The 12,182-nt window shown below is 73.2% G+C and carries 11 protein-coding genes; 7 read left to right on the top strand and 4 right to left on the bottom strand.

Going from position 1 to position 12,182, the window contains the following annotated elements; translation table 11 throughout:
- Positions 1-27: 27 nt before the first annotated feature.
- The gene (locus tag QSK00_RS02385; protein WP_285587037.1) at positions 28-1,170 is read right to left on the bottom strand and encodes an acyl-CoA dehydrogenase family protein; all 1,143 of its coding nucleotides are present in this window, start codon (positions 1,168-1,170) and stop codon (positions 28-30) included.
- 172 nt (positions 1,171-1,342) lie between these two features.
- Between QSK00_RS02385 and QSK00_RS02380 the strand changes: the two genes are divergently transcribed.
- The 3 genes from QSK00_RS02380 (at position 1,343) to QSK00_RS02370 (ending at position 4,562) form a co-directional block, all read left to right on the top strand.
- Positions 1,343-2,866, top strand: a complete 1,524-nt coding sequence (locus QSK00_RS02380) for a long-chain-fatty-acid--CoA ligase (RefSeq protein ID WP_285587036.1) — start codon at positions 1,343-1,345, stop codon at positions 2,864-2,866.
- A gap of 161 nt (positions 2,867-3,027) precedes the next feature.
- The gene (locus tag QSK00_RS02375) at positions 3,028-3,219 is read left to right on the top strand and encodes a ferredoxin (RefSeq protein WP_285587034.1); all 192 of its coding nucleotides are present in this window, start codon (positions 3,028-3,030) and stop codon (positions 3,217-3,219) included.
- A 74-nt stretch (positions 3,220-3,293) separates the two neighbouring features.
- Positions 3,294-4,562: a cytochrome P450 gene (locus QSK00_RS02370; RefSeq protein WP_285587032.1), complete on the top strand. Its 1,269-nt coding sequence runs from the start codon at positions 3,294-3,296 to the stop codon at positions 4,560-4,562.
- Between the two features lie 12 nt (positions 4,563-4,574).
- Here QSK00_RS02370 and QSK00_RS02365 read toward each other — a convergent pair whose 3' ends face one another.
- Positions 4,575-5,414 carry an SDR family oxidoreductase gene (locus QSK00_RS02365; protein WP_285587030.1) on the bottom strand — a complete coding sequence of 280 codons (840 nt, stop codon included), beginning with the start codon at positions 5,412-5,414 and terminating at the stop codon, positions 4,575-4,577.
- Positions 5,415-5,433: 19 nt separating this feature from the next.
- Positions 5,434-6,009, bottom strand: coding sequence for a TetR/AcrR family transcriptional regulator (locus QSK00_RS02360; protein WP_285587029.1), 576 nt, complete (start codon positions 6,007-6,009; stop codon positions 5,434-5,436).
- 97 nt (positions 6,010-6,106) lie between these two features.
- On the opposite strand from QSK00_RS02360, the gene QSK00_RS02355 reads away from it, so the two are divergent.
- From QSK00_RS02355 to QSK00_RS02340, 4 genes are read left to right on the top strand one after another with little or no spacing between them, the layout of a single operon-like run.
- Entirely contained in the window at positions 6,107-7,516 is a 1,410-nt protein-coding gene (locus QSK00_RS02355; protein ID WP_285587028.1) for an aldehyde dehydrogenase family protein, read from the top strand.
- 10 nt (positions 7,517-7,526) lie between these two features.
- Positions 7,527-9,074: an acyl-CoA synthetase gene (locus tag QSK00_RS02350; RefSeq protein ID WP_285587026.1), complete on the top strand. Its 1,548-nt coding sequence runs from the start codon at positions 7,527-7,529 to the stop codon at positions 9,072-9,074.
- On the top strand, positions 9,071-9,898 hold the full coding sequence (locus QSK00_RS02345) for an alpha/beta fold hydrolase (protein ID WP_285587024.1): 828 nt from the start codon (positions 9,071-9,073) through the stop codon (positions 9,896-9,898). Before QSK00_RS02350 ends, QSK00_RS02345 begins: the two co-directional genes overlap by 4 nt.
- Before the next feature lie 28 nt (positions 9,899-9,926).
- A complete protein-coding gene (locus QSK00_RS02340; protein WP_285587022.1) occupies positions 9,927-11,306 on the top strand; it encodes a WS/DGAT/MGAT family O-acyltransferase in 1,380 nt (459 codons plus the stop codon).
- Here the strand turns inward: QSK00_RS02340 and QSK00_RS02335 are convergent.
- Entirely contained in the window at positions 11,303-12,133 is an 831-nt protein-coding gene (locus QSK00_RS02335; protein ID WP_285587020.1) for an alpha/beta fold hydrolase, read from the bottom strand. The genes QSK00_RS02340 and QSK00_RS02335 overlap by 4 nt on opposite strands.
- Positions 12,134-12,182 lie beyond the last annotated feature (49 nt).

Here is a 12,182-nt window from a genome sequence, read left to right as displayed (position 1 = left end):
GCTCCCTTTCCCGGTGCGCGAGGATCGTCAGGCCAGCACGATCCGACCGATGATCTCCTTCATGATCTCGGTGGTGCCGCCGTAGATGGTCTGGACGCGGTTGTCCATGAACGCCTTGGCCACCGGGTACTCGCGCATGTAGCCGTACCCGCCGTGCAGCTGCAGGCACTGGTCGATGACCTCCTTGGCGGTCTCCGACGCCCAGTACTTCGCCATCGACGCCTCGGCCGGGCCGAGACGCTTCGCGTTGAGCTCGGTGATGCACCGGTCGACGAAGGCGCGGGTGACGGCGAGCTTCGTCGTGAGCTCGGCGACCGTGAAGCGCGTGTTCTGCAGCGAGGAGATCGGCCGGCCGAAGGCCTTGCGCTCCTTGACGTAGGTGATCGTGTCCTCGAGGACCTTCTCCGCGCCCGCCGTCGAGGCGATGGCGATCGAGAGCCGCTCCCGCGGCAGGTTCTGCATGAGGTAGATGAAGCCCTGCCCCTCCTCGCCGAGGAGGTTCGACGCGGGCACCCGGCAGTCGGTGAACGACAGCTCCGCGGTGTCCTGCGCCTTCATGCCGATCTTGTCGAGGTTGCGGCCCCGCTCGAAGCCGGGGGTGTCGCGCTCGACCGCGATCAGCGAGAAGCCCTTCGACCCGGCGTCGGGATCGGTCTTGCAGACCACGATCACCAGGTCGGACAGGATGCCGTTGGTGATGAAGGTCTTGGCCCCGTTGATGACCCACTCGTCGCCGTCGCGGACCGCGCGGGTCTGGATGCCCTGCAGGTCGGAGCCGGTGCCGGGCTCCGTCATCGCGATGGCGGTGATCATCTCGCCCGAGCAGAACCGCGGGAGCCAGCGCTCCTTCTGCTCCTCGGTGGTGAGCTCGGTGAGGTAGGGCGTCACGACGTCGTTGGCCAGCGGGAACCCGAGACCGGAGTAGCCGCCGCGGGCGATCTCCTCGGACAGGATCCACAGGAACGTCAGGTCGTCCGAGCCACCGCCGCCGAAGCGCTCCTCGACGTCGAGCCCGAGCAGGCCGGTCTTGCCCGCCTGCAGCCAGACGTCCCGGCTGACGTGCCCGTCGGCCTCCCACTGTTCGTGGTGGGGCGCGACCTCCTTCTCCAGGAAGTCGCGCACCATCTCCCGGAACGCCTGGTGTTCGTCGGTGAAGATCGTGCGCTCCACGAGCGTGCTCCTCTCAGGGCCTGCCGTCCGGGCACAGCGTCCCCGGACCGGGCGGTAACAGTCAAGCCTGACTCTTCCGGCTCGTGACGCACGACGGTTACGGTGCCGCACGCGGTGTGTCGGCCGTCACCGGCCACCCGATTCGTCCGTATCCGTGATCCGAGGAGTCGTCGTGACCGCGTCCGCCCCGTTCCGCCTCACCGACGTCGTGCGCGACCACGCCCGGGACCACGGGGACCGCGTCGCCCTGACCGCCGGCGAGGCGCACCTGACCTACACCGAGCTCGAGGAGCGGTCCGCGCGGGTCGCGGGCGGGCTGCGGGCGCTCGGGCTCGGGGCGTGCGCCCGCGTGGTGTGGATCGGCAAGAACGCGACGCCGTTCTTCGAGCTGCTCTTCGGGGCGGCCGCGGTCCGGGCCGCCGTCGCGCCCCTGAACCTGCGTCTGACCCCGGCCGAGCTCATCGACCTCGTCGCGGACGCCGAGGCGGGGCTGGTGGTGCTCGGTCCGGAGTTCGCGGGCCTGCGGGACAAGCTGACCGGCCCGACGGTGCTCGTCGTCGGCGAGGACTACGAGCAGTGGGTCGACGGGCTGACCGAGCGGGTGGAGCCGGCCGGGGACGCGCAGGACGACGACGCCGTCCTCCAGCTCTACACCTCGGGGACCACCGGCCGGGCCAAGGGCGTGCTGCTCTCGCACGGCAACTTCGCGGCGCTGCTCGAGGTCGGCGGCCACTGGGGGTTCGACGACGACTCGGTCGGCCTGTGCGCGATGCCGCTGTTCCACATCGGCGGGTCCGGGTTCGCGCTCGTCTGCCTGTCCTTCGGGGCCCGCGTGGTGCTGGTCGCCGACATCGTCCCCGACCAGCTGCTCGACACCATGGAGCGCGAGCGCGTCTCCAACGCCTTCCTCGTCCCGGCGGTGCTGCAGATGCTGTGCGCGGTGCCCGGGGCGGCCGACCGCGACTGGTCGCGCCTGCGCGCGGTCGCCTACGGGGCATCGCCGATCACCGGCGCGGTGCTGAACAAGGTGCTCGCGACCTTCTCCGCACCGCTGTTCCAGGTCTACGGCGCCACCGAGACCACCGGGGCGATCACCCAGCTCGACCCCGAGGACCACGACCCGGACGGTCCCCGCGCCCACCTCATGCGCTCGGCCGGCAAGGCCTACCCGTGGGTGGAGCTCAAGATCGTCGTCGACGGCCAGGAGGTCGGCCCGCACGAGATCGGTGAGGTGTACATCCGCTCCTCGCAGGTGACCTCGGGTTACTGGCAGCGCCCGGAGGAGACGGAGAAGGCGCTGACCCCCGACCGCTGGCTGCGCACCGGTGACGGCGGCTACCTCGACGAGGAGGGCTACCTGTTCCTCACCGACCGCATCAAGGACATGATCGTCACGGGCGCGGAGAACGTGTACCCCATCGAGGTCGAGAACGTCGTCGCCCAGCACCCGGCCGTCGCCGACGTCGCCGTGATCGGTGTCCCGCACGAGAAGTGGGGCGAGGAGGTCAAGGCCGTCGTCGTCGCGGCCGAGGGGCAGACGATCGACCCGGACGAGCTCGTCGCGTGGACGAAGGAGCGCATCGCCGGCTTCAAGCGGCCCCGCTCGGTCGACGTCGTCGAGAGCCTCCCGCGCAACGCCACGGGCAAGATCCTCAAGAAGGACCTGCGGGCGCAGTACGGCGGCGAGGGTTCCTGACGGCGGGTCGTTCGTCGCGGCGAGCCCCGCGCGACCCGGCCGGCCTCACCGGCGCGCACCGTGGGTACAGGGCCGGGATGTGACGCCGCTCGCTCCCGTAGCGTAATACATGTTACGGTCGCGACCGACGTCGTCGTCACGAACGGAGGGACCACCACCCCATGAAGATCGCCGTGGACTACGACAGGTGCAGCGGGCTCGGGATGTGCGAGTCGATCGCCCCGGACGTCTTCGAGGTCGAGGACGACGGCTCGCTCACCCTGCACCTCACCGAGGTGCCCGAGGGTCGCGAGGACGAGATCCGGCAGGCCTGCGAGGCCTGTCCGACCGAGGCGCTCTCGCTGCAGGACTGACCGCCCGCACCCCCGCCGCGACCGCCGGCACGGCGCGGCGGGGGCGCACCGTCGCGCCGCGAGGAGACACGACCATGACCATCGCCCCCGACGAGCGTGGGTACGACGAGCTGGACCTGTCGTCGCTCGACTTCTGGTCGCGCTCCACCGCCGAGCGTGAGGAGACGTTCGCCGTGCTGCGGCGCGAGCGGCCGGTCTCCTGGCATCCCGCGCCCGAGGGCGTGATGGGCCGGCCGGAGAGCGAGGGGGGCTTCTGGGCCCTGACCCGACACGAGGACATCGCGTCGGTCTCGAAGAACCCGAAGCTGTTCTGCTCGGGGCAGGGCGTGCAGTTCCAGGACGCCCCTCCCGAGCTGCTGGAGGCCAGCCAGTCCTTCCTCGCGATGGACTCCCCGCGACACACCCAGCTGCGCAAGATCGTCGGCTCGGCGTTCACGCCGAAGCGGATCGCGAAGCTCGAGGACACGATCGCGTCGCGCGCCGCGACCATCGTCGACGAGCTGCTCGAGCACTCCGACGGCGACTTCGTGCAGCTGGTCTGCCGACGCCTCCCGATGGCGATGATCTACGACATGATGGGCCTGCCCGTCGAGGCGCAGAGCGACCTGGCCGAGGCGGCCGACCTGCTGGTCTCCGCGAACGACGCCGAGGTGCGGGCCGCGCACGGCGTCGACGACCCGCTGGAGCTCATGGGCAAGGCGATGTTCGCGCTGCTCGGGCCCGGGCTGCAGATCGCCGAGGAGCGTCGGGCGGAACCGCGCGACGACCTCATGACCAGCCTGGTGCAGGCCGAGGTCGACGGTCAGCGGCTGACCGACGAGGAGATCGGCGCGTTCTTCGTGCTGCTCTCGGTGGCCGGCAACGACACCACCCGGAACACGATCGCCCACTCCGCGGTCGCCCTCACCGAGTTCCGCGACGAGCGCCGGCGGCTCCTCGACGACCTCGACGGGCTGATGCCGACCGCGGTCGAGGAGATGGTGCGCTGGGCCTCGCCGGTGCTGACGTTCCGCCGCACGGCGACGCAGGACACCGAGATCCGCGGGCAGCGGATCGCCGCCGGCGACAAGGTCGTCATGTTCTACGAGTCGGGCAACCGCGACACCGACGTGTTCACCGACCCGCTGCGCTTCGACGTCGGTCGCGACCCGAACCCCCACCAGGGCTTCGGGGGCGGCGGGCCGCACTTCTGCATGGGCAACATGCTGGCCCGCACCCAGCTGCGCGAGATCTGGCGCCGCCTGCTCACCGTGGCGCCGGACTTCGAGGTCGGGGAGCCCTCCCGGCTGACGAGCAACTTCGTCAACGCCGTGAAGTCGTTGCCGATCCGGCTCGACCGGTAGGGCCCCGGGCGATCAGGCGCCGACGCGCGCGTCGTAGGCCGAGCGCGCGTGGGTGTCGGCGTTCGCGAGGACCCCGGTCGCGCCCAGGACCCGGCTCACGGTGTCGCGGACGAGTCGCGGCATCAGCGTCATGGCCACGTAGAGCGGGCGGCCGGTGGCGGGCACCCAGGTCTCGAAGCGGGGCCGGACGATCACCGAGACGATCGCGTCGGCCACCTCCTCGGCCGTCACCGTCCGCTGCCCGCGCACCGTGCCCAGGCCCGACCCGAGCTCGGTGGACACGATCATCGGGACGACGACCGACGCGTGGACCCCCGTGCCCTCGAGCTCGGAGCGCAGCGCCTCGGTCAGCCCGATCACGGCGTACTTGGTCGCGCTGTAGGTGGCGGCGCCGGACAGCGCGACCCGGCCGACCGCCGAGGACACGTTGACCACGTGCCCGTGGCCCCGCGCGAGCATCGTCGGGACCGCGGTCTTGATGCCGTGCAGCACCCCGTGCAGGTTCACGTCGACGATGCGTCGGGTGCGCTCGTCGGGCTCGTCGACCAGCGGGCCGAGCGGCATGATCCCGGCGTTGTTCACCAGGACGTCGACGGGACCGAGGGCCGATGCGGCGGCGTCGAGGAACGCGGCGAAGGACGCGCGGTCGGCGACGTCGAGGGGCAGCCCCACCACGCGCGTGCCGGTGGGGTCGACCTCCGCGGCGACGCGCGCCGTGAGGTCGGCGTCGAGGTCGCCGATCGCCACCCGGGCGCCCCGGGCGACGAGCGCGCGGGTGGTCGCCAGGCCGATGCCGCGGGCACCGCCGGTGATCGCGACGACGAGGTCTCCGAGTGGGGTGGGTTGCGGCATCGGGTCCTCCCGGGACGGATCAGTCCGCCGACACGCGGCGGTCGAAGTGGGCGATCGCGTGGGTGCGCACGAGCGTCTCGAACTGGTCGAGCTGGGCGGCGAGGTCGACCGGCGGCCCCGAGTGGTGCAGCTGCTGGTGACCGACGAGCAGGCTCAGGCCGACCTCGGCGAGGATCGCGACGAGGCCGTCGTCGTCGAGGAGCGGGCCGAGGACCTCGCGCAGGGCCTCGCGGCGGCGGTCGTCCACCCGCTGCTGCGCCGCGGCGACCACCGCGTCGGTGCCGGCCCAGCGGCGGATCGCGGTCTCCGCGGCGTGCGGGACGGTGAGGGCGAGCCGCTTCATCAGGTGCACGCGCTCGACGGGGTCGGGCTCGCGGCGGACCAGGACCAGGATCCGGTCGACCTCCTCGCCCGCCCAGTGCTCGAGCAGCGCGCCGACGAAGGCGTCCCAGTTCTCGAAGTGGTGGTAGAAGCTGCCGCTGGTGACGCCGACCTCGCGGCAGAGGCGGCCGATCCGCAGGGCGGGGAGGCCGGGCCCCGCGAGCAGGCCCATCGCGGCGGCGAAGAAGGTCTCGGGGGAGGCCGGACGAGCCATGGCGGTGGCCTCTCTCGGACGGTCGCGCTCTTGTTCCGCGACCATAACCTACTATACGTTGTGTCGGCACTCACGTGATCTTCCGGAGAGGACGCCGATGTCCGTCGCGCACGCCCCGTCGTCGACCCCGGTCGCCGAGGCGGTCGCCGCCGCCCGCGCGGCGTTCGACTCGGGCCGCACCCGGTCGCTCGCCTGGCGTCGCGGCCAGCTGTCCGCGCTCGAACGTCTGCTCACCGAGGCCGAGGACGAGCTGGTGGCCGCCCTCGCCGCCGACCTCGGCCGCCCCGCGGTCGACGCCTGGCTGGCCGACCTCTCCTCGACCGCCGCGGAGTCCCGGTACGCGCGCCGGTACCTCGGCTGGTGGGCCCGGCCCCGCGTCACCGGCGTCCCCGTGGGCGTCGCGCCCGCGGTGGGGCTCTGGCGCCCGGAGCCGGTCGGCGTCGTCGCGATCGTCGGGCCGTGGAACTACCCCGTCTACCTGACGCTCGCCCCGCTGGTCGCGGCCCTCGCCGCCGGTGACACCGCGGTGCTCAAGCCCAGCGAGTACGCCCCGCACACGGCCGAGGCCCTCGCCCGGCTCGTGCCCCGCTACCTCGATCCGCAGGCCGTCACGGTGGTGCAGGGCGGGCCCGCCGAGACCCAGGAGCTCATCGCCGCCGGCGTCGACCACGTCTTCTTCACCGGCAGCCCCGAGGTGGGCGCGAAGGTGGCCGAGGCCGCAGGCCGCCTGCTCGTCCCGGTCACCCTCGAGCTGGGCGGCAAGAGCCCGACGATCGTCGACGCCTCCGCCGACGTCGCGGTCGCCGCCCGCCGGGTCGCCTGGACGAAGCTCATGAACTCCGGCCAGACCTGCGTCGCACCCGACTACGTCCTGGTCCACCGCGAGGTCGCCGACACCTTCGTCGCGGAGTTCACCGCCGCGGCCCGGGAGATGCGGGAGGGCGATCTGGCGATGCGGGTGGTCGACGACCGCCACGGCGACCGCGTCCGCGGGCTGCTCACCGGCCACGGCGGCACGGTGGTGCTCGGCGGGGACACCACGGTGACGACGGCGGGGGCGGGCGATCTCGCGGGGCCCGGTGTCGACCTCACCGTGGTGCGCGACCCCGACCCGGACTCGCCGCTCATGCGCGAGGAGATCTTCGGCCCGGTCCTGCCGGTGCTCACCGTCGACTCCGTGGACGAGGCGCTGGCCTTCGTCGAGGCCCGCCCGCGCCCGCTCGCGACCTACGTCTTCAGTCGCACCCGCGCGACGATCGCCGCCGTGCGCGACCGCATCGCCACCGGCGGCATCGTCGCGAACCACACCATGTTCCACGTGCTCGTGCCGCAGCTGCCCTTCGGCGGCATCGGACGCAGCGGGTCGGGCGCCTACCACGGCAGGTGGGGCTTCGAGGCCCTGAGCCACCGCCGTCCGACGCTGGTGAAGCCCACCTGGCCCGACCCGTCGCTGGTCTACCCGCCCTACGCGGAGTCGACGAAGAAGCTGCTCCGGAAGATCTTCTAGGAGGACCTGCGTGTTTCCCGGGACCTACGCCGCCTCCAGCCCGGAGCGGCCCGCCGTCGTCGTCGCCGAGACCGGCGAGACGCTGACCTACGCCGAGCTCGACCGCGAGTCGACCCGCCTCGCCCGGGCCCTGCGCGACCAGGGGCTGCGCCGCGGCGACGTCGTCGCCATGCTCGCCGACAACACGCCCTGGGCCTTCGTCGTCTACTGGGCCGCGCAGCGCTCCGGCCTCTACATCACGGCGATCAACCACCACCTCGCGCCCGACGAGGCCGCCTACATCGTCTCCGACTGCGGTGCCCGCGTGCTCGTGGTCGCGGGGCAGCGGCCGGCGCTCCGCGAGCTCGCCGTCGCGCTCGTCGACCGCACGCCGGGGGTCGAGCACCGGATCTCCTTGGGTGACGCCCTCGACGGGTACGCCGACGGGGCGGCGCTGCTCGCCGCCACCTCCGCGGAGCCGCTGTCCGACCAGCCCCGCGGCACCGACATGCTCTACTCGTCCGGCACCACGGGACGGCCCAAGGGCATCAAGCCGCCGCTGCCCGACCGGCAGGTCGACGAGCCCGGCGACCTCATGCTCGCGGTGTTCGGCCGGCTCTACGGGTTCGGCGAGGACACCGTCTACCTGTCCCCGGCGCCGGTCTACCACGCGGCGCCGCTGCGCTACTGCGGGATGATCCAGTCCACCGGCGGCACCGTCGTGATGATGCAGCGCTTCGACCCCGAGGCCGCCCTCGCGGCGATCGAGCGCCACCGCGTGACCCACGGGCAGTTCGTCCCGACGATGTTCGTCCGGATGCTCAAGCTCCCCGCCCGGACCCGCGACCGGTACGACGTCTCGAGCATCCGGGTCGCGGTGCACGCGGCCGCGCCGTGCCCGGTCGACGTCAAGCGCGCGATGATCGACTGGTGGGGCCCGGTGCTGCAGGAGTACTACGCCTCCACCGAGGCCAACGGCGTCACGCTCATCGACTCCGCCGCGTGGCTCGAGCACCCGGGGTCGGTCGGCCGCGCGGCGCTCGGCGTCGTCCACATCTGCGACGACGAGGGCCGCGAGGTGCCGACCGGCGACGTCGGCACCGTCTACTTCGAGCGCGACGAGGTCCCGTTCGCCTACCACAACGACGACGAGAAGACGCGGTCCGCGCAGCACCCCGAGCACCCCACCTGGACGACGACGGGCGACCTGGGGCGCGTCGACGAGGAGGGCTTCCTCTACCTCACCGACCGCAAGAGCTTCATGATCATCTCGGGCGGCGTGAACATCTACCCGCAGGAGATCGAGGACGCGCTGGCGCTGCACCCGCGCGTGCTCGACGTGGCCGTCGTGGGGGTGCCCGACGACGACATGGGCGAGTCGGTGCTCGCGGTGGTGACCCCCGAGGGCGAGCCGTCGGACGACCTGGCCGAGGAGCTCCTCGCGCACCTGCGCGGGCGCATCGCCGGCTACAAGGTGCCGCGTCGACTCGTGTTCGACGACGACCTGCCGCGCACCCCGACCGGCAAGCTCGTCAAGGGCCGGCTGCGGGAGCGCTACGCCACGGCCGGTGCGGTGTGATCACTTCCGGGATCAGCGACGCCCACCGGGGCGGCGCCGGCTCGCCGCTGGTCCTGCTGCACGGCGCCTCGGTGTCCTGGCGCTGCTGGGAACCGGTGCTCGCGCCGCTCGAGCGGGAGCACCGCGTGTTCGCGCCGACGATGCCCGGCCACCGCGGTGGCCCGCACTGGGACACCGCGGCCGGTCCGTTCACCATCGACCGGCTGGTCGACGGCGTGTGCGCCCAGCTCGACGCGGAGGGCATCGACACCGCCCACGTGGTCGGGAACTCGCTCGGCGGCTGGGTGGCGATCGAACTGGTCCGCCGCGGCCGGGCCCGGTCGGCGGTGGCGCTGTCACCCGCCGGGGCGTGGCGCTCGGGCTGGGACCTGCGCCGGCTGCTGTGGACCTTCCGGGTGCTGCGGGTCGTCTCCCGCCCCTCGTTCGCGCCCCTGCTCGCCGGGAGCCCGGCCCTGCGCCGGGCCCTGCTGCGCAAGACCATGGAGCACGGCGAGCGGGTCGGCCCCCACCTCGTGCCGGACATGATCGCCGACGTCCGGGGGTGCGACGTCCTGCTCCCGCTGCTCGACGCCGCCGTCGCGCACGGGACCACGCGGGTGCTGCGTGACCTGCCGTGCCCGGTCCGGATCGCCTGGGCCGAGCACGACCGGATGATCCCCTGGCGCGCGTTCGGCGCCCCGATGCGCCGGGTCGTCCCCGACGCCGAGTTCGTGCGGCTCCCCGGTGTCGGCCACGTGCCGATGTGGGACGACCCCGACCTCGTCGTCGACGCGATCCTCGGCGTCACCCGCACCGTCGACACCCCGCGGAGGGCCCTCGCATGAACCCCGTCGCTCCGCTCGCCGCGCGCGCATGACGCTCGTGCCCCCGCAGGACGCCCTGTTCCTCCTCGGCGAGTCCCGCGAGAACCCGACCCACGTCACCGCGCTGCAGATCCTCCGGCCCCCGGCGGACGCCGGCGAGGACTGGCTCGACGAGCTGTACGCCACCCTCGTCGACCCCACCGACGTGAAGAGCGCCTTCGCCCGCAAGCCCGTCCGGTCGCTCGCGACGGCGGGGGCGTGGAGCTGGGAGCCCGACGAGGACCTCGACCTCACGGGGCACGTGCGACGGACGGCGCTGCCCGCCCCCGGGCGGGTGCGCGAGCTGCTCGAGCACGTCTCGGCGCTGCACGCCCGCCTGCTCGACCGCACCCGCCCGCTCTGGGAGGCCGAGCTGGTCACCGGGCTCGCCGACGGCCGCTTCGCGTTGATCACCAAGCTGCACCACTCGCTGTTCGACGGCATCACGCTGAGCCGGCACATCGTCTCCGGGTTGGCGTTCGACCCTGACGCCCGCGGCTGTCGTCCGCCGTGGCGGCGCAACCCGCAGAGCCGGCCCCACCCGTCGTCGGGAAGGGAGCAGGGCGGCGGGACCGTCGGCGACCTGATCCGCGGCGCCGCCGAGATGGCGGGGGGCGTCGTCGGCGGCCTCCCGGCCCTGGCGAGGGCACTGGCGCAGGTCGCGACGGGGGACGTCGGGCTCGCCTTCCAGGCCCCGCACACCCGGTTCAACGACCGCCTCTCCGGGCAGCGCCGGTTCGCCGGTCAGGGCTGGGAGTACGCGCGCCTCGCCGACGTGGCGAAGCGGCACGGGGTGACCGTCAACGACGTCGGGCTCGCGATGTCGTCGGGGGCGCTGCGGGCCTACCTCGACGAGCTCGGGGAACTGCCGGCGAGCTCGCTCGTGGCGATGGTGCCGGTGTCGCTGCGGGGCACGGACACGCGCGCCGAGGCGACCTCGGGGAACTCCTGGGGCTCGGTCTACTGCGTGCTGGGCACCGACCTCGCCGACCCCGCCGCGCGGCTGGCCAAGGTCCACGCCTCCATGACGCAGGGCAAGGCCGCCCTGCGCTCGCTCGACCCCGTGACGTCGGTGGCGCTCAACGTGGCGACGATGGGCCTCGCGGCCCTCCCGACGCTGCGGATGCTGCCGATGCCGCCGCGGCCCGTCGTCAACCTGATCATCTCGAACGTGCCCTCGACCGACGAGAAGCAGTACTTCGACGGCGCCGAGGTGACCGACAACTACCCGGTCTCGATGGTCGCCGACGGGCAGGCCCTCAACGTCACGCTCCTGCGCTACGCCGACGAGATGGCCTTCGGCCTCACGGGCTGCCCGCGCGCGGTGCCGCACCTGCAGCGTCTGCTCGGCCACCTCGACACCGCCCTGGCGGAGCTCGAGGCGATCTAGCCCCGCACGTGCTCGACGACGAGCTCGGCGAGCTCGTCGGGGGCCTCGTCCGGGATCCAGTGCGAGACCCCGGAGAGCACGACGAGGCGGTAGGGGGCGTGGACGAACCGCTCGTTGTTCTCGACGGCGGCGCGGGTGATGAAGCCGTCGCCGTCGCTCCACACCTGCAGGGACGGCCGCTGCACCGGACGGCCGGTGTAGCCGGGTGCGGCGAGCGGGAGCGCGCGGTACCAGTTCAGCGGGCCGGTCGGCGCCGGCGAGATGGCGGCGGCGTCCCGGGCGGCCTGCTCGCGGGACGCGCCCGTGCGTCGCAGGATCGCGGCGAAGCGGGTCTCGTCGGCGAGCAGGCGCTCCGGCAGCCACGGCAGCTGGAACGCGACCATGTACCAGGAGTGCGGCAGCTGCGGGCCGGCGTACATCGCTCGCAGGAACGCGGCCGGGTGGGGCACCGACACCCCCGTCACGGTGCGGACCAGCTCCGGTCGGTGGGCAGCGAGGGCCCAGGCGACGACCGCGCCCCAGTCGTGGCCGACCACGTGCACCGATCCGGCGCCGGACGACTCGACGAGGGCCGCGGCGTCGTCCACGAGGTGCTCGACGCGGTAGGCGCGCCGACCGGTGGGTCGGGCCCCGGGGGAGTAGCCGCGCTGGTCCGGGGCCAGCGTGCGCAGCCCGGCCTCGTGCAGGCGCGCGGCGACGGGCTCCCACGAGGCCGAGGTCTGCGGGAAGCCGTGCAGCAGCAGCACGGTGTCGTCGGCGTCCGCCGGGCCGGCGTCGAGGACGTCGAACCGGAGCGAGCCGTGCGTGAACGCGGTCAACCGGGTCATGGTCGACATCGTGCCGCAGGACGCACGCGACACGGGTGCGAACGCACCC

Origin of the sequence: Actinomycetospora sp. NBRC 106378 (assembly GCF_030269685.1) — a bacterium.
In the GTDB taxonomy this organism is placed as follows: domain Bacteria; phylum Actinomycetota; class Actinomycetes; order Mycobacteriales; family Pseudonocardiaceae; genus Actinomycetospora.
This window is presented reverse-complemented; position numbering and strand designations above follow the sequence as displayed.